Source organism: Deinococcus deserti VCD115 (assembly GCF_000020685.1).
Lineage (GTDB): Bacteria > Deinococcota > Deinococci > Deinococcales > Deinococcaceae > Deinococcus > Deinococcus deserti.
The window spans coordinates 214029-230504 of the sequence record NC_012529.1; the positions used below are offsets into that span (position 1 = coordinate 214029).

The window sequence follows — 16476 nt, forward strand, 5'->3', positions numbered from 1 at the left end:
GCCACTCAGGAATGCGGGCCGTGAGGAGCCCCAGCTTCGGAGCTGCGTTCGCGCAGACTCTTGCCAAATCCGCGCAGGACGCCCACCAGCGCGCCCAGGGCCAGACCAACGTCCGGGTCACGGGCCAGCGACACCAGCTCACCAATGCCAGCGCGTTCTCCAGCCTGCACCCGCCGGGCACCTTCCTTGATGCCGTCGGACAGGGCCCCGGTCACGCTGGTCAGGGCTTCGGGTTCCACGCTGCCCAGTACCTTGACCAGTTCCAGCAGGTTGCGCACCGCCCGCACGCTGCCGGGTTCGTTCAGAATTTCCAGGCCATGAACCGACAGGCCCTGGCCGCCCTGGACGACCCTGACCAGGGTGTGCAGGATCTTATGCTCGTGCAGTTCGCGCAGCAGTTCCAGTGCTTCGGCCAGCGCGTCGGCACTTTCAGCCGTGCTGGCCGCAACCCGGTCATGAGGCGTGGGTTGAAGCACACGAGGGTCAAATTCGACGGGCCTGGCCATCAGTCATCTCCTCCCACCATGTCTGGTGCGGTTTTCTGGGCAACCACGGCCCGGTCGGGCTGCGTGCCTGGGAACAGGTAGTCGCTGCGCAACCATTTGCGCTCGACCTCGACCCCACGCTGCGGGGTCGGCTTGCCGTAGCGGTGATTGCTGCGCGGCAGGGGATGATCGCCCATTTCCGGCAGAATCTCCATGCGCACAGCAGTGTCCTTGTAGGCTGGAGTGTGAGTACTCAGGTCGGTGTGGCTGCCGGTCAGCCGGTTGACCGCCTGATGCGCGTCCTGGGTGTTCATAGGCATGTACAACTGTTTGCCCTGAACCCGGCTGGTGACGACCACAGGCACACGAATCGCGCCGTGCCGCGACACCAGGCGCACGAACCGGCCGCTTTCGAGACCGCGCTCGGCAGCGAGTTCTGGCGAGACCTCGACAAAAGTACCGGGTACCTTGCTCGAAACCCCAGGCGACTTGAAAGTCATGTTGCCTTCGTGGAAGTGCTCCAGCATGCGCCCGTTGTTGAAGTGCAGATCGTACTCCGCAGTGGCCACCTCAAGCGGCGGAATAAACTCTGCCGGGTACAGACGCGCCTTGCCGTCCGGGAACGGAAAGCCCTCGGTGAACAGCAGAGGCGTGTCGCTGCCGTCGGGAAGAACTGGCCACTGCAGGGACTTGAAGCCTTCAAGGCGCTCGTAATTCACCCCGGCGTACAGCGGTACGAGGCTGGCGATTTCATCCATGATCTCGCTGGGGTGGCGGTAGTTCCAGTCCGCGCCCAGGGCATTGGCCACCATCTGGATGATTTCCCAGTCGGGCTTGCTGTCGCCCAGGGGATCAAGCGCCTTGTACAGACGCTGGATGCGGCGCTCGGTGTTGGTGAAGGTGCCGTCCTTCTCCAGGCTGGGGCTGGCGGGCAGCACCACGTCGGCGAACTGAGCCGTGCGCGTGAAGAAGATGTCCTGCACCACGAAGAAGTCCAGTTTCTCGAAGGCCTCGTCCACGTAGTTGACGTTGGAGTCCACAATGGCCATTTCCTCGCCCTTGAGGTACATCACGCGCAGGGTGCCGTCGTGAACGGCGTGCACCATTTCGTGGTTGTCCAGACCCTTGGTGGTCGGAAGCGGCGCGCCCCACTTCGCTTCGAATTTTGCACGGACCTCGGGATCGTCGACCTTCTGGTAGCCGCCGACGAACGCAGGCATCGCGCCCATGTCCGAAGCGCCCTGCACATTGTTGTGGCCGCGCAGTGGGTAGGAACCGGCGCCGGGGCGCATGTAGTTGCCGGTGACCAGCAGCAGGTTGCTGATGGCGGTGGAGGTTTCACTGCCGCCGCACTGCTGGGTCACGCCCATGGCCCACATGATGCAGGTGCCGTCGGCCTGCACGATTTCCTGGGCGATCTGCCGCAGGGTGGCTTCCGGAATGCCGGTGACCTCCTCGGCGTAGGCCAGCGTGTAGCGTTCGATGCTCTGACGGTACTCGTCGAGATCATTGACCCACTGGCTGATGAAGGCCTTGTCTTCCAGGCCCTCGTCCAGAATGAACTTCGTGACTGCCGTGAGCCACACGAAGTCGGTGGCGGGCTTGGGCTGCACGAACAGGTCAGCGCGCTGGGCCATCTCGTGCTCGCGCAGGTCAGCGACGATCAGGCGTTGACCGCGCAGCTTGTGGGCACGTTTGACGCGGGTGGCCAGAACCGGGTGTGACTCGGCGGTGTTGGTGCCGATTCCGATCACCAGACCAGCCTGCTCCAGATCAGTGATGCTGCCGCTGTCACCGCCGTAGCCGACAGTGCGCCACAATCCCATGGTGGCCGGCGACTGGCAGTAACGCGAGCAGTTGTCCACGTTGTTGGTCCCGATCACGGCGCGGGCCAGTTTCTGCATCAGCCATGAATCCTCGTTGGTGCACTTCGAGGAAGCGATGAAGGCCAGGGCGTCAGGTCCGTACTTCTCCCGGGTCTCGGTGAACTTGCGGGCAATCAGGGAGAGGGCCTCTTCCCAGCTGGCTGGCCGGAACCGGTCACCTTCACGGATCAGCGGCGTGGTAAGGCGCTCGTCGCTGTTGATGTGATCCCACGAGAACTTGCCTTTGATGCAGGTGGACACGCCATTGGCCGGGCCGTGCGTCGGCTCGATCTTGAGGATGTGGCGCTCCTTGGTCCAGACCTCGAAGCTGCAGCCCACGCCGCAATACGTGCAGACCGTCTTGGTGCGCTCGATGCTCTGGTCGCGTATTGCTGCCTCGGTGTCGGACAGGGTCAGGATCGGTCCGTAGCCGATGCTGGGTTCGGCGGCTTTCACGAAGTCCACGGCCTGCTGAAACACCGGCAGGGGCATATCCGTCATCAGCCCAGCCTCGCCCAGCATGGAGGTTTCCATCAGGGCATTACAGGGGCACACTGTCACGCAGTGACCGCAGCTTACACAGCTCGACTCGTTGATCGGCCGCCCGCCGTCCCACAGCACCCTGGGATGCGGATCTTCCCAGTTGATGGTGAGGGTCTCGTTGACCTGCAGGTTCTGGCAGGCCTCAACGCAGCGGCCGCACAGAATGCACTGATCCGGATCGTACCGGTAAAACGGGTTGGTTTCGTCTTTCAGGTACGGCTTGGGATGGTAGGGCGTGACCTGATGCTGCACCTTCATCAGGGCAGTTGTGTTGTGCACAACGCAATTGCCGTTGTTGTTGTCGCAGACCGTGCAGTACAATAGGTGGTTGCCCAGGATCTTGTCGAAGGCCGTTGCACGTGCCTGCCGGGCTTCCGTCGTCTCGGTGGATACCCGCATGCCAGCAGTCACCTTCGTGCCGCAGGCACGGGTCAACTCACCGTTCACGTTAATGATGCAGGTATCGCAGGTCTGGATCGGCCCCAGCTGAGGGTGATAACAGACCTGAGGCAGCTCGACGCCTGAACGGTTCAGGACATCGATCAAGGGTTCGCCGGCACGGGCGGCGTATGGGGTTGAGTTAATAAGTACTTCGGTATCAGACGATTTCAAAGCCAGCCTCCCGGAACGCGTTGTTTTGTGGAGCCAGTCTAAGCGACTGTCTCCATGTCAAACGAAAAGCGTACCCCGTAAGTTACATCGTTTCTTTAAGGAACTGCACTTGGGGGTCGGGCTGACAATTCGAACGGTCATCCGATCGCCAAAGTAGGCTCGAAGGCGCGGTAAAACCTTGCGCCTGGGAGGCTGTGATGGAACGTGACGACATGCAGGTGCGCGAGCAACAGGGGCCGACACACGATGGGCCTCTGAAAAAGCCCGAATCTCCCGACACTGAAGCTGTACAGGAGCATCATGACGAAGGCAGCGGACCCTTTGGCGCCGACATGCAACACATGAAAGGCGGAACCCGCAATTCCGACCCTCAACACGAGGGCAGCCCGTACAGCACCGGCACCAACAGCACCACTGGAGCCAGCACCTCGACCGCCGATCCACGCAGCTCTTTTGCCCCAGAACGGACTGCGCCCGGAATCACAGAGGAAGGTGTGCATCAGAGTGACACCTCAAAGCCCGGCAGGACGCAGGACCCGTCTGGACCCCCGTCGGCCGGTGAACATCCAGACATCCGTTGGGATAAATAAGGCTGGCAGGGAACAGTCTGTAAGCGGCTTTCTACGTCGGACGCAGGGGAAGAAGGCTTACATGGTGAGTTCTTCTCGGGTACGCCCGCACTGTGGCTACCAGCAGCACCGAAGTGACTCACGGAACCCGGGCGCACGCCTACATATCAATTTTCTGGTCTAAGAGCTGACGTTTGTGCCATGCGGAAGTTCAGGGATGCGTACTTCCCGTGCCTGTGCCGGGAGTGGCCCGCAAGATCACCGCGTCGCCCGAGAGGCTATATGCACCCAGTGCGGCCGGAATCACGACCGTGTCGTACGGCTGCAAGATCAGTTGTTCGACCGATGTGGAAAGTGTGGCTCTGCCCTGGATCACCGTCAACACATGCAGCTGGTCTTTCCCGGTGTCAGCCTGGATCGCCTGCCCACTGGCGCGGACCTGTTCGAGAGTGAAGTACTCGCACCGGGTAAGCAGGTGAACCCCAGGCTCCTGAGACGGCGGCGCGGGTGCCCGCTCTGCCAGCCCCACACCAGCCACCTGGGCACTCTCGTGAAGATGCAGGGCCCGGCCGGCACTCGCGGGGCGGTCCCAGTCGTACACCCGGTAGGTCGTGTCGCTGGTCTGCTGCACTTCATAGATCAGCAGCCCGGGTCCCAGCGCATGCACTGTTCCGGCGCGGACCAGAAAGGTATCGCCCTTTGCCACGTCCTCGCGGTGCAGCAGTGAAGACACGTCCTGACTGAGGATCGCCTCACGCAACGTGGACGGGGACAGACCAGGATCAACCCCACCGATCAGCTGGGCGCCGGGCTCAGCGTCCAGAACGTGCCACGCCTCGGTCTTCCCGTTCTCGTCCGGTCCCACCAGCTCCCGGGCCTGTTCATCGTTGGGATGCACCTGGACGCTCAGCCAGTCCTGGCAGTCAAGCAGCTTGATCAAAAGCGGAAACCGGCCGGCTGGCGCCTCGCTGCCCAGCATCTCCCGCGGATACTGGGCAGCAAGCATGGCCAGACTCCTGCCGCTGACAGGACCGCCCTGCACCTCCAGGTCCTCATGAACCAGCCACGCTTCACCTATGGGCGGGCCCTGGACGGCCTGATTCAGCCGCTGTCCGCCCCAGACGCGCTCTTTGAGTACCGGCTGAAGACGAAGTGGGACAGTCAGGACAGGGACAGAATCGGCTCCGCTGGACATGTCCTACACACTACCCCCAGGGATGGGCCCTTGCGATAAGGCTGCGCCGTGTCAGACATTTCGGTCTGTCTATATGTCGTGATTTTGAGCAGACCGCATCAGAACCAGAAACACCCGAGTGGCAGGACCTCGGCAAACAATGCTCATCCAAGGTGTTCGAGCGGGTTGCCTGTAAGCAGTACAGCCGCCTCAACAGGTCATGGGCAGGCTGACCCAGGGGCTGGCCGTGTGTGTCTACACTGGTTCATGACCACCACGGCACCTTCTCCCCGGTCGGCAACCACTGGAGCGACGTACCGCGTTACCCCTGTCCAGAACCTGATGACAATCGCGCTGGCCTGGTGGCTGATCGTGGGCCTGTTTGTGGACGGCTGGGCCCACAATCAGCTGGGAGACCGCCTGGAAACGTTCTTTACGCCCTGGCATGCCCTGTTCTACTCAGGTTTTCTGGCTGTAGCCCTCTGGGTCATGTGGTTGGGCAGGCGTGGCTGGCAGGCAGGAAACCGGGGAATGTCTGCACTTCCCCAGGGCTACGAACTGGCGGCAATGGGCGTGCCTGTGTTTGCCGTGGGTGGTCTGGGCGACATGCTCTGGCACACCGCGTTCGGAATCGAAGTGGGGATCGAAGCCCTGCTTTCCCCCACCCATCTGGTGCTGTTTGCCGGGGCCGCCTGCATTATCTCGGCGCCACTGGTCTCGGCCTGGCGCATGCCGACTGCCCGCACCGCGCCCCCGGGTGTGGTCTGGTCGGCGGTTCTGGCCGCCCTGGCGCTGCTCAGTCTGGTGTCCTTCATGCATATGTATCTCTGGGGCCTGCTGGGGATGTCTTTTGGCGCCGGCCAGGGACGTGGAATGCTGGGCAGCGTACTGCTGACGGCTCTGATCATGACGGCGCCTGTCGTGCTGCTGCTGCGCCGCTTCCAGCTGCCGTTCGGATCCATCACAGTGATCTACGGCCTGAATACGGTACTGATGAGCCAGATGATGACCCCCGGCGAGTGGAGGGGGCCGCTGCTGCTCGTGCTGGCCGGGCTTGTAGCAGACGGCCTTCTGGTGGCCCTCAGGCCGTCACCTGCAAGGCCGTGGGCACTACGGACCTTTGCCTTTCTGTTGCCCCTGCTGGTGTGGGGGCCCTTCCTCGGAGGGGCGTCAGCCCTTGGCCTGAGCGACCTCAGTCTGGAACTGTGGCTGGGCGTCTCGATCATGGCTGGACTGGGTGGGCTGGCCCTGAGTGTGTTGGTGGTCCCTCCCAGGCTTCCTGCAGAGGCAGAAAGTGGCTGATCAGTAGGTCAGACACCTGTCTGCCTACCGCGCTGCTCAGGCCAGAGCCGCCTGGCCCCACTCCTGCGGCCCAGCTGAGTATCCTGATCTATGGAACGCCCTGATGAGGTCAACGGCCTGACGTTCAATGCTCAGCGGGACCATGATGGGTTCCGACATGTAGAGGCAGGTTTCCCCATGCCACTTCGGCCGGTGTTCGCACTGCTGGGCCAGGCGGACAGGTCTCCCGCGCATGAGGAGACAACCCGCTCTTCCCTGCTCAAACAGTTACGCGACCTCAAAACGACTGCGCCCGAAGCGTTCAGCAAGGAAACCAGCGGGTTCTTGACGACGGCCACTTTTATGACGAACGTCAGCCCGGAGGACGAGTACTTCAATCGGTTGCTGACCTTTCTGGTGGAGGCCTACCGGAAACACGCAACGTCTGATTGACCCTGGAACAGGGCCGGAACCTGAGCTGGCCTCAACAGCTTCCGACTTTCTTCCGAAGGAACATTCCTGAACAGTACTGAGCAGCAGTGTCTCATGTGCCGCCAGACCATCTGCTCCCGCACCCCCTGGACCATCCGTTCCTCTCGTCTGCAAGAAGAAATCCAGCCTTCCAGGTATGTGGTCTTCAGCCACACCTGATCAGAAGAGGGCCAGCCCGTCGAAAGGCGTGCTGCTCTGCTACCATGCCAGGACCTGGGAGCCTGCCATATGGGCAGGGACGCTACCGCGACATGGTGCGTCTGGGGAAGTCCGGTGAGATTCCGGCGCTGTCGCGCAACGGTATGCAGGCCCTGACCTGCGAGCCCGAATACCACCTGGGGACGTTTCTGAAGGCCGGACAATCCGGCCTGAAGGACACCTCTCGTCGTCAGAGGGCCGCATATTGAGGTTGCTTCCCTGCACCTGCTCTGGCCCTGGCTGGAGCGGGTTTTTCCTGTGCCCCCCCTCCGGTCTTTTCCACCGTGCACGCCGGAGTAGACCTGCTCATGCTTTCCCCCCGTTTTGCCTTGACCCTCGGTGCCCTGCTGCTCTCCAGCCTGGCTTCGGCCACCCGCTATCCCCTGACCGTGACCGATGATCTGGGCCGCAGCGTAACCCTATCCAAAGAACCCCGGCGCATCGTCACCATGCTGCCGTCACACACCGAAACGCTGGTGGCCATCGGCGCCGGCGACAAGCTGGTCGCCGTGGACCGCTTCAGCAACTACCCGAAAACGGTGGTGGACAAGCTGCCGAAAGTGGGCAGCGGGTTCTCGCCGAACATTGAGGCCATCGTGGCCCTCAAGCCGGATCTGGTGCTGGCCAACGAGTCCACCGATTCCCGCCTGACCGAGAAGCTGGCGGCCGCCGGCCTGACCGTGTACGGCGGCACTGCGCAGACCTACAACGAGGTCTTCGAGAAAATCAGTGTGCTGGGCCGCCTGACCAACCGTGAAGCTGGCGCCACCCGCCTGGTCACGTCCATGCGCGCCGACCTGAACGAGTTGCAGCGCAGCGTTCAGAAGCGGCCCAAGGTCAGCACCTACTACGAAGTGGACCCCAGTCCCTACAGCGTGGGCCCCAACTCTTTCATCGGCGTGCTGTTGCAGAAGGCGGGTGGCCAGACCATCATTCCGGCACGCCTGGGGGACTTTCCCAAGATCGACCCGGAACTGATTGTCAAAGCCGACCCGCAGGTGATGGTCGGACTGAACCTGGATGACGCCCGTGAACGCCCTGGCTGGACCGGTCTGCAGGCGGTCAAGGCCAGCCGGGTCTACAAACCCACCGACGAGGAACGTGACGCCCTGAGCCGCCCCGGCCCGCGTCTGGCTGTGGCCCTGCGCACACTGATCCGCGTGCTGCATCCGGAGGCGCTCAAGTGACCGGAAGCGACGAGGCGACCCGCCTGCGCCGCGAGCAGGCCATGAAGGAACTGGCCGAAGCTCGTGACGCTCATCAGAAGGCCGAGGGCATCAGCAAGGGTCGCCGGGGACTGCTGATCGTGAACACCGGCAAGGGCAAGGGCAAAACCACCGCTGCCCTTGGCCTGATGATGCGGGCGCACGGCCGGGGCCTGAAGGTCCGGATGTTCCAGTTCCTGAAACACGAGAACGCGAAATTTGGCGAGCACCGCGCCCTTGACGCCCTGGGCCTGCCCTACGAGGGTCTGGGTGACGGGTTTACCTGGCGTTCGCGTGACCTGGAGAACTCGGCTGACATGGCCGCCCACGGCTGGACGCTGGCCCGGGAAGCCATCGAGAGCGGCGGCTACGACCTGGTCGTGCTCGACGAGTTCACCTACCCGCTGAAGTACGGCTGGGTCAGCTGGGCCGAAGTTGAGCAGACCCTGCGCGCCCGCGATCCGAAGCTGCACGTGGTGATCACCGGCCGTGACGCGCTGCCGGAACTGGTCGAGCTGGCCGATACTGTCAGTGAAATCAACCCGGTTAAGCACGCATATGCCTCGGGTATCGGGGCGCAGACAGGGATCGAATACTGATGCGCCCGGATCTGATCATTCGTGTTTCTGCAGGCATAAGGCCCCAGAGAACTCCCGTTCCTCGCACGTTCATGTGGAGGCTGAAATGATCGCCTGCATCGGTGCTGGTCCTGGTCACCTGGATTTCCTGACCCAGAAAGGCGCGCGGCTGGTCCGTGAGGCCGACGTCGTGGCTGGCTTTGACGCGGTGGTTGACGTAGTGCGGCCGCTGATTTCCCCGAACGCCCGGATCGTGACCATGGGGTACCGCGATCAGGTGGCCCGGCTGGAAGAGGTCGCTGAGCTGCACCATGCCGGCCAGAAGTGCGCGGTCGTGTTTATGGGAGACATTCACTTCAGCGGCTTTCAGTACTTGGAGCGGGTGGAAACCGCCTGCGGGCATCAGGTGGAGACGGTCCCAGGTATTTCCAGCGCGCAGGTGCTGGCCAGCCGCGGCCGGGTCTGCTTCGACGAGACGACCTTTCTGACCTTTCACCGCCGCGGCGACCTGACCCCCTTCAAGACTCACCTGCGTGAAGTGCTGCGCGCCGGGCGCAACGCGATTGTCATTCCGCGTCCCTGGGATTTCATGCCGCGGGACATCGCGACGTATCTGCTGGCCGGTGGGGCCAGCACGGCCCACCGGGTTGAGGTCTGGGAAAACCTGACCCGGCAGGAAGCGGAATGGACCGGCACGCTGACAGACCTGGAGGGACGGGATTTTTCCGATATGACCATCATGCTGATCCGCGCGCTGACGCCCATGCCGACCGGGCTGGAAGGCGAACGGTGAGCGCCGTGAACGTCCTTATGGACGATTACGCAGTGGTTCTGGCCGCCCACGGCAGCCGCGACCCGGCCAGCCAGGCGCAGTTCGAGCAGCTGGTGGCTGAGGTGAAGGCCCTGGATCCCGGGCGGATCATTACGCACGGCTTTCTGGAATTCAATACGCCCACCCTGGACGAGGCGGCGCGCTCAGCCGTGGCAGCCGGCGCCCGCAATATCGTGATGGTGCCGGGTGTGCTGCTGGCCGCCACACATGCTAAGAACGATCTGCCTAGTGAACTGAATGCGCTGCGCCGTGAGTTTCCGGACGTGACCTTTCATTACGGCGCAGCGATGGACCTGCACCCGCTGCTGCTGGAAGTGTGCCGCGAACGCCTGATCGAAGCCGAAACGGCCGCCGGAACGGAAGTGCGCCGCGACCGCACCCTGCTGCTTGTGGTGGGACGCGGCACCACCGACCCCGACGCCAACGGGGACATCCATAAACTGGCCCGCTTTCTCGAAGAGGGGCTGGGGTACGGCGCGAGTCAGGTGTGTTACAGCGGCACTGCCCGGCCGGACCTGCCCACCGGCCTGGCGCGCGCCGCCGCGATGGGCTTCGAGCGCGTGATCGTGTTTCCGTACCTGCTGTTCGACGGCGTGCTGGCGCGGAGGGTGCGGGACGCGGTGGCCGCTGCGGCGCAGCGCTGGTCAGGCACCGAATTCCTGACGGCCTCGCATCTGGGTCCGCACCGCAAGGTGGCGCAGGTGTTTCTGGAGCGCTCCCGTGAGGGCGTGCAGGGGCAGGGACACATGAACTGCTCGCTGTGCAAGTACCGCGTGCAGGTCATCGGGTACGAGGCGCAGCAGGGGCAGGCGCAGGTCAGCCATCACGGCGCGGTGCGCGGGCTGCTGGGCGCAGGCAACACGCCGGCCGAACCCAAAACGGTTCCCCACTATGTTCCTCATCCCATCGAGCAGCAGTCCTTCGAGATCATCGAGACGCTGCGCGACTGGAGCAAGGTGGCGGCCTCGGACCGGTACGCCATGCAGCGGCTGGTGCACACCGCGGGTGACCCGGGCATCGTGGAGGACCTGTCGTTCTCGCCCGGAGCGGTGGAAGCCGGCATCCAGGCCATTCTGCGCGGCCTGACGGTGGTCACCGACGTGACCATGGTCCACAGCGGCCTCAAGCGCGAGGTTCTGGGTCGCCTGGGCGTGCAGGTGTGGTGCGGGGTCCATGACGCCGAGACTCACCTGCTGAGCAGTCAGACCGGCCTGACCCGTTCGGCGGCCGGCATCCGGCGGGCGTACGAGAAGTTCGGCAATGACTGCGTCGTGGCCATCGGTGACGCGCCCACAGCGATTTTCGAGACCGTCCGCCTGATCCGCGAGCGGCACTGGCGCCCGGCCCTGGTCATCGGCTTGCCCGTGGGCTTCGTGGGCACCCATGAAAGCAAGGCCGCGCTGCGCACCTGCCTCAGCGTGCCGCGCATCACCAACAGCGGGTACCGGGGCGGCAGTCCCTGGGCCAGCAGCGTGGTGAACGCCTGCATGATCCAGGCCCAGAACCGCCTGGCGGACCTGGTCCGCGACCAGTGAGTGTGTTCGTCATGCCCGCCCGCCCACTTCTTGACCTGAGCCAGCCCGCGCCCAACGGGCTGCGGCGCGGCTTTACCACCGGCAGCGCCGCCACAGCGGCCCTGAAGGCAGCCCTGACGCTGCTGTACCGGGGCGAGGTCCCCAGCCCCGTGGAGATCACGCTGCCGGACGGCGACCTGGGCCTGCGGATTCCGGTACAGCGGGTCGAGCTGACGGATGCCGGGGCCTACGGCGAGGTCATCAAGGACGGCGGCGACGATCCGGACGCGACTCATGGCGCGGCCCTCTGGGTGAGGGTGACTCCCCTGGCAGGTGCCGGCCCCTCCACCGCCATGACCTTTCACGCGGGTGAGGGCGTGGGTACCGTGACCGCCCCGGGCATCAGGGTGCCGGTGGGCGAGCCGGCCATCAACCCGGTGCCGCGCGACATGATGCGCCGGGCCGCTCATGAAGTTGCCGGGCACGAGGCCTTCGCCGTCACGGTGGGCTGCGTGAACGGAGAGAAAATCGCCCGGCGCACCTTCAATCCGAGGCTGGGTATCGTGGGCGGCATTTCGATTCTGGGTACGACCGGCGTGGTCGAGCCGATGAGCCTGGAAGCCTACGCCGCTTCGGTGGAAGTCGAGGTGCGGGTGGCGGCCCATGCGCGCCCGGCGGCGGTGGTGTTCACGCCGGGCAAGCTGGGCCGGGATTACGCCGAGCAGACCCTGGGCATCCAGCGCGAGAAGATCGTGCAGATCAGCAACTTTGTCGGCGCGGGAGTGGACGCTTTGCAGGAGGCGCTGACCGAACTGCCTTACGCGCTGCCGCTGCTGCTGGTCGCGGGGCATCCGGGCAAGCTGGCCAAGGTTCTGAACGGCGACTGGAACACCCACAGCAGCCACAGCGGGATGGCCATGAACGCCCTGGCGCGGGTGGCCGCTGAGGTGAACCTGGACCCTGCCATGGTGGACGCCCTGGCTGGGGCCAATACGGTCGACGCCTGCGTGGAGCTTCTGGCACCCCACCCGCAGGGCGCTGCCGTGTGGTCTGAGACGGCGCGGCAGATTGCCAGGACGATCCAGAACCGGGCGCCAGCGGCTGAACGGGTGCAGGTGGCGCTGTTCGCCCTGGACGGCACCCCTCTGGGTGAGGCCCGCACCGGTGGCGGCGCATGACCGGCATGTTCTACGGCCTGGGTGTAGGCCCGGGACCCGCCGGGCTGCTGCCTGTCGCGTCGCTGGACATTCTGCGGCGGGTAGATCACATCTTTGCCCCCCGCTCACGGGTGTCAGAGACCTCGGTGGCCATAGAAGCCCTGCGCAGCCTGGACTTTCCCCGTCAGCGCGTGCGCGAGGTGGAATTCCTGATGGACGGCGACGACCGGCGCATCGGGGAGCACTACACGGCCCTGGCGCGCGAGATCGCAGCGCTGGGAGGGCAGGGCCAGAGCGTCGCGTACCTGACCATCGGTGACGCGATGACCTACAGCACGCTGGGTTATCTGGTGGCTGCCCTGAAACGCGAAGCACCGGAACTGCCGCGCCGGGTCCTGCCGGGCATCACCAGCTACGCCACGGCAGCAGCGTTGACTGGTTTTTCGCTGGGTGAGGGCAAGGAGCGCGTGCTGATCCTGCCCTGTCCCGACGATCTGTCCACCCTGACGGCGGACATCGAGCACAACGACGTGGTGGTCCTGATGAAGGTGGGGCGGCGCCTGAGCGGGGTGCTGGACCTCCTTCAGAACATGAACATCCTGGAGCACTGCGCCCTGGCCCACCGACTGGGCCTGGACGGCGAAGTGGTGCTGCCTTCCCTGAACGTGCGGCCCGAAGCCGGCAAGCTGGGCTACCTGAGCGTGCTGCTGATTCGCAAACACCCCCCCCGGAGGTTTTCTTGAAGGTCTACTTTATTGGTGCCGGCCCCGGCGCCGCCGACCTGATCACGCTGCGCGGCGCCCGGCTGCTCAGCCAGTGCCGCGTGATCCTGTATGCCGGCTCCCTGGTTCCAGAGGCCGTGCTCGAACACGCCTCACCGGACGCCGAACGCTTCAACACGGCCAGCCTGGACCTCCAGGAGCAGATCAGCCTGTACCGCCGCGCCCAGCACGAGGGGCTGGACGTCGCCCGCGTGCATTCGGGCGACCCGGCCATCTACGGCGCCACCGCCGAGCAGATGCGCGCGCTGCGCGAGCTGGGCATCGCCTATGAGGTCGTACCGGGCGTCAGCAGCTTTACCGCCTGCGCCGCCAGCCTGGGCGCGGAACTGACCCGCCCGGGCGTCACGCAGACTGTCATCCTGACCCGGGCCTCTGGCCGGGCGAGCCCGGTGCCGGACGCCGAGAACCTGGCGAGTCTGGCGGCCCACCAGGCCAGCCTATGCGTGTTTCTGGGCGGGCATCAGCTGGAGCAGAACGTGGCCGAGTTGCTGCGGCACTACCCGCCAGAAACGCCCGCCGCCCTGGTGCAGCGGGCCTCTCAACCCGAGGAGCGCCGCCACGTCGCCACGCTGGGCACGCTGCTGGGCGGCCTGAAGCTCAGTGACTGGACGCTGACGACCATGCTCCTGGTCAGCCCGGCGCTGCATGACCCGGCCGAACTGCAGGAGGTCAGCCGGCTGTACGACCCGGCCTACGCTCACCGCTTCCGCCGCGCCCAGAAAGGAGAGGGGTGAGCGCACCCGCCGCCCCTGCAGGCCTGGGCATCTGGCCGGTCCGGGCCGAAACCGAGCCCCTGGCAGACGGGCTGGCCCTGGCCTTGGGCGGCGTGTTGCACCGGCCGTGGGCCACCGGGCAGGTCCAGCGCGAAGCCTTTGCGCAAGCTTTTCATGGCGCCCGCTCCTGGGTGCTGATCGGAGCCACCGGCATCGCGGTCCGGTTTCTGGCCGGGCTGCCCCGCAGCAAGCACAGTGACCCGGCGGTGGTCGTGCTGGACGACGCGGCGCGCTTCGCGGTGGCGCTGCTGGGCGGTCATGAGGGGGGCGGCAACGCCTTGGCCTACCGGGTGGCCCGCCTCACCGGTGCGGTGCCGGTGGTGACCACCGCGACCGAGGCCGTAAAGCCCCTGACCGTGGGTGTCGGCTGCCGCCGGGACGTGAGCGCAGAGCAGATCGAGTCGGCGGTGCAGCAGGCCCTGGGCGCGCGTCCGCTGAGTGACGTGCGCGAGATCGCCACGGTGGATCTCAAGGCGGATGAGGCCGGGCTGCTCGCCTTCTGCGAACGGCGTGAGCTGCCGCTGCGGGTCTTTGCCCGCGCGGACCTTGCCGCGCGTCCCTTCGTCACCCGGGCAAGCGAGTGGGTGCAGCAGAACGTGGGGCTTGCGGGCGTCTGTGAGCCCTGCGCCCTGCTGGCCAGTCCCCGGGGACAGCTGATCGTGCCGAAAACAGCCCTGAACGGTGTGGCTGTGGCTGTGGTGGAAGACAGGAGCTGGAGAACATGAACGGAGAAATGACAGAAACCTGGGCAGCCGCAGGCAGCCCCGCAGAGCACCTCACTGCCGGGCAGCCTGGCCCCAGAGCCTTCGGGAAGAGCGTTGCACTGGCAGGACGCACCGGAAAACTCAGCCTGGTTTCGGTGGGTCCCGGAACGCTGGAGCTGGTGCCCGAACGCGCCCGGCGGGCGTTGCAGGAGGCCGAGGTGATCGTCGCCTACGACCTCTATCTGAAGTGGGTGCGGCCCCTGCTGGGCACGCAGGAAATCCTGACGCCGCCCCTGACCCAGGAAAAATACCGCGCGGAACTGGCCATCCAGAAAGCCCGCGAAGGGTACCGGGTGGCTCTGGTCAGCTCGGGCGATATCGGCATTTATGCGATGGCGGGGCTGGTGTTCGAGGATCTTCCGGTTGAACCCGGCAGCCCGGAATCCGACTTTGAGGTCGAGGTGATTCCGGGCATCACCTCGGCCACGGCGTGTGCGTCTCTGCTGGGCTCGCCGCTGACCCACGACTTTGCCACCCTGAGCCTCTCGGATCTGCTGTGCCCCTGGGAATGGATCGAGCACCGCGCGCGCCACATCGCGCAGGCTGATCTGGCGTGCGTGCTGTACAACGTCCAGAGCAAAACCCGCCAGGAGGGTGTGTACCGGGTCCTGCGGCTGATGCTGCAGCACAAGGGCCCCGACACAGTCTGCGGCGTGGTCCGCAACGCCTACCGCGAGGACCAGGAAGTGCGGGTCACCACCCTGGGGGAGCTGCTGGACCAGAGTTTCGACATGCTCACCACCATCGTGATCGGCAACCGCTTCACCACCCGCAAAGGACGCTGGATGTACACCCCGCGCGGGTACAACGACTGGCAGGCGGGCGCCGAGACTCCTGACGCCAGCGCCAGGGCACCCGAGGCCAGCGCGCTTCCCAATGGCGCCGTGTGGGTGTTTGCCGGCACCCGGGACGGCAGCGCCCTGGCCGTGCAGCTGGCCGAGGCCGGGGAGCAGGTGGTGCTGAGTGTCGCCTCGGATCTGGGAGCCCGCGTGGCCCCCAGCCATCCGAATCTCAGCCTGTACAGCGGCCCCGGAGGCATGGAGGCCCGCCGGCGCGCTCTGACCGGAGCCAGGGCCGTGGTGGACGCCACCCATCCCTACGCTGTGGCCATCACTGCTCAGGTGCAGACGCTGGCCGCCGAGTTGAGGCTGCCCTACCTGCGCTACGAGCGGCCCAGCGCCCTGCCGGACGACCGCAGCGGCATCCACCTCGTGCCGGACTTCGAGGCCGCGGCCCGCGCCGCCTCTGCCTACAGCCGGGTGTTCCTGGCCACCGGCAGCAAGGACCTGGACACCTTCATGCGTGCCGCGCCCGGGGCCGAGGTCTTCGTGCGCCTGACCCCGCAGCCTCAGGTGATCGAACGCGCCCTGGACCTGGGCATTCACCCGGCGAACCTGTGCGCCATGGTGGGGCCCTTTACCCGCGAGTTCAATGCCGCGCAGTGGCGGGCCTGGAACATCGGCGCGGTGGTCACCAAGGACAGCGGCGACGAAGGCGGTTTTCCCGCGAAGCTGGCTGCCGCCCGTGACCTGGGCGTGCCCCTGATCGTCGTGCAGCGCCCACCGGCCGTCAGTGGCGCCATGCATGACGCCCGCGATGTTCTTGCGGCTGTGAATCAACTCTGATCGCTTTTTTCTGAACTGGAGCTCAAC

At 65.3% G+C, this 16476-nt stretch carries 15 protein-coding genes and 1 riboswitch; of the genes, 12 read left to right on the plus strand and 3 right to left on the minus strand.

The window, feature by feature from the left end; translation table 11 throughout:
• Nucleotides 1-5: 5 nt before the first annotated feature.
• Both DEIDE_RS15595 and fdhF read right to left on the minus strand, forming a co-directional pair.
• Nucleotides 6-506, minus strand: a complete 501-nt coding sequence (locus DEIDE_RS15595; protein ID WP_012695291.1) for a helical membrane plugin domain-containing protein — start codon at nucleotides 504-506, stop codon at nucleotides 6-8.
• Nucleotides 506-3505 (minus strand): formate dehydrogenase subunit alpha, encoded by a 3000-nt coding sequence (gene fdhF / locus DEIDE_RS15600; protein WP_012695292.1) that lies wholly within the window; start codon nucleotides 3503-3505, stop codon nucleotides 506-508. Before fdhF ends, DEIDE_RS15595 begins: the two co-directional genes overlap by 1 nt.
• Nucleotides 3506-3702: 197 nt before the next feature.
• Between fdhF and DEIDE_RS19415 the strand changes: the two genes are divergently transcribed.
• Nucleotides 3703-4095 (plus strand): hypothetical protein, encoded by a 393-nt coding sequence (locus DEIDE_RS19415; RefSeq protein ID WP_193589578.1) that lies wholly within the window; start codon nucleotides 3703-3705, stop codon nucleotides 4093-4095.
• A 190-nt stretch (nucleotides 4096-4285) separates the two neighbouring features.
• On the opposite strand, the gene DEIDE_RS15610 is transcribed toward DEIDE_RS19415, so the two are convergent.
• The gene (locus DEIDE_RS15610; protein ID WP_012695294.1) at nucleotides 4286-5269 is read right to left on the minus strand and encodes a type I phosphomannose isomerase catalytic subunit; all 984 of its coding nucleotides are present in this window, start codon (nucleotides 5267-5269) and stop codon (nucleotides 4286-4288) included.
• A gap of 246 nt (nucleotides 5270-5515) precedes the next feature.
• Between DEIDE_RS15610 and DEIDE_RS15615 the strand changes: the two genes are divergently transcribed.
• The 11 genes from DEIDE_RS15615 to cobJ all read left to right on the plus strand — a co-directional run bounded on the left by DEIDE_RS15615 (nucleotide 5516) and on the right by cobJ (nucleotide 16449).
• Nucleotides 5516-6550 carry a hypothetical protein gene (locus DEIDE_RS15615; protein ID WP_012695295.1) on the plus strand — a complete coding sequence of 345 codons (1035 nt, stop codon included), beginning with the start codon at nucleotides 5516-5518 and terminating at the stop codon, nucleotides 6548-6550.
• Nucleotides 6551-6640: 90 nt separating this feature from the next.
• A complete protein-coding gene (locus DEIDE_RS15620) occupies nucleotides 6641-6982 on the plus strand; it encodes a hypothetical protein (protein ID WP_041227886.1) in 342 nt (113 codons plus the stop codon).
• Nucleotides 6983-7284: 302 nt separating this feature from the next.
• Nucleotides 7285-7354, plus strand: a riboswitch (cobalamin riboswitch).
• 173 nt (nucleotides 7355-7527) lie between these two features.
• Nucleotides 7528-8406 carry an ABC transporter substrate-binding protein gene (locus tag DEIDE_RS15630; RefSeq protein ID WP_012695296.1) on the plus strand — a complete coding sequence of 293 codons (879 nt, stop codon included), beginning with the start codon at nucleotides 7528-7530 and terminating at the stop codon, nucleotides 8404-8406.
• Nucleotides 8407-8447: 41 nt separating this feature from the next.
• Nucleotides 8448-9023, plus strand: coding sequence for a cob(I)yrinic acid a,c-diamide adenosyltransferase (gene cobO / locus DEIDE_RS15635; protein WP_041227959.1), 576 nt, complete (start codon nucleotides 8448-8450; stop codon nucleotides 9021-9023).
• A gap of 85 nt (nucleotides 9024-9108) precedes the next feature.
• Nucleotides 9109-9795, plus strand: a complete 687-nt coding sequence (locus DEIDE_RS15640) for a cobalt-precorrin-7 (C(5))-methyltransferase (protein ID WP_012695298.1) — start codon at nucleotides 9109-9111, stop codon at nucleotides 9793-9795.
• Nucleotides 9796-9812: 17 nt separating this feature from the next.
• Nucleotides 9813-11369: a precorrin-8X methylmutase gene (locus DEIDE_RS15645; RefSeq protein ID WP_041227961.1), complete on the plus strand. Its 1557-nt coding sequence runs from the start codon at nucleotides 9813-9815 to the stop codon at nucleotides 11367-11369.
• A gap of 11 nt (nucleotides 11370-11380) precedes the next feature.
• Nucleotides 11381-12526 (plus strand): cobalt-precorrin-5B (C(1))-methyltransferase CbiD, encoded by a 1146-nt coding sequence (cbiD, locus tag DEIDE_RS15650; protein WP_012695300.1) that lies wholly within the window; start codon nucleotides 11381-11383, stop codon nucleotides 12524-12526.
• Entirely contained in the window at nucleotides 12523-13248 is a 726-nt protein-coding gene (cobI, locus tag DEIDE_RS15655; RefSeq protein ID WP_012695301.1) for a precorrin-2 C(20)-methyltransferase, read from the plus strand. Before cbiD ends, cobI begins: the two co-directional genes overlap by 4 nt.
• Nucleotides 13245-14021 (plus strand): precorrin-4 C(11)-methyltransferase, encoded by a 777-nt coding sequence (gene cobM / locus DEIDE_RS15660; RefSeq protein ID WP_012695302.1) that lies wholly within the window; start codon nucleotides 13245-13247, stop codon nucleotides 14019-14021. The genes cobI and cobM overlap by 4 nt, the downstream gene beginning before the upstream one ends.
• Nucleotides 14018-14785 carry a cobalamin biosynthesis protein gene (locus tag DEIDE_RS15665; protein WP_012695303.1) on the plus strand — a complete coding sequence of 256 codons (768 nt, stop codon included), beginning with the start codon at nucleotides 14018-14020 and terminating at the stop codon, nucleotides 14783-14785. Before cobM ends, DEIDE_RS15665 begins: the two co-directional genes overlap by 4 nt.
• Complete coding sequence (gene cobJ, locus DEIDE_RS15670) at nucleotides 14782-16449, plus strand: precorrin-3B C(17)-methyltransferase (protein ID WP_012695304.1); 1668 nt, start codon at nucleotides 14782-14784, stop codon at nucleotides 16447-16449. The genes DEIDE_RS15665 and cobJ overlap by 4 nt, the downstream gene beginning before the upstream one ends.
• The last annotated feature ends 27 nt before the right edge of the window (nucleotides 16450-16476 follow it).

Coding starts and splice junctions, on each gene's coding strand:
- DEIDE_RS15595 (WP_012695291.1), bottom strand. CDS start 506: ATGGCCAGGCCCGTCGAATTTGACCCTCGTGTGCTTCAACCCACGCCT.
- DEIDE_RS19415 (WP_193589578.1), top strand. CDS start 3,703: ATGGAACGTGACGACATGCAGGTGCGCGAGCAACAGGGGCCGACACAC.
- DEIDE_RS15610 (WP_012695294.1), bottom strand. CDS start 5,269: ATGTCCAGCGGAGCCGATTCTGTCCCTGTCCTGACTGTCCCACTTCGT.
- DEIDE_RS15615 (WP_012695295.1), top strand. CDS start 5,516: ATGACCACCACGGCACCTTCTCCCCGGTCGGCAACCACTGGAGCGACG.
- DEIDE_RS15620 (WP_041227886.1), top strand. CDS start 6,641: ATGGAACGCCCTGATGAGGTCAACGGCCTGACGTTCAATGCTCAGCGG.
- DEIDE_RS15630 (WP_012695296.1), top strand. CDS start 7,528: ATGCTTTCCCCCCGTTTTGCCTTGACCCTCGGTGCCCTGCTGCTCTCC.
- cobO (WP_041227959.1), top strand. CDS start 8,448: ATGAAGGAACTGGCCGAAGCTCGTGACGCTCATCAGAAGGCCGAGGGC.
- DEIDE_RS15640 (WP_012695298.1), top strand. CDS start 9,109: ATGATCGCCTGCATCGGTGCTGGTCCTGGTCACCTGGATTTCCTGACC.
- DEIDE_RS15645 (WP_041227961.1), top strand. CDS start 9,813: ATGGACGATTACGCAGTGGTTCTGGCCGCCCACGGCAGCCGCGACCCG.
- cbiD (WP_012695300.1), top strand. CDS start 11,381: ATGCCCGCCCGCCCACTTCTTGACCTGAGCCAGCCCGCGCCCAACGGG.
- cobI (WP_012695301.1), top strand. CDS start 12,523: ATGACCGGCATGTTCTACGGCCTGGGTGTAGGCCCGGGACCCGCCGGG.
- cobJ (WP_012695304.1), top strand. CDS start 14,782: ATGAACGGAGAAATGACAGAAACCTGGGCAGCCGCAGGCAGCCCCGCA.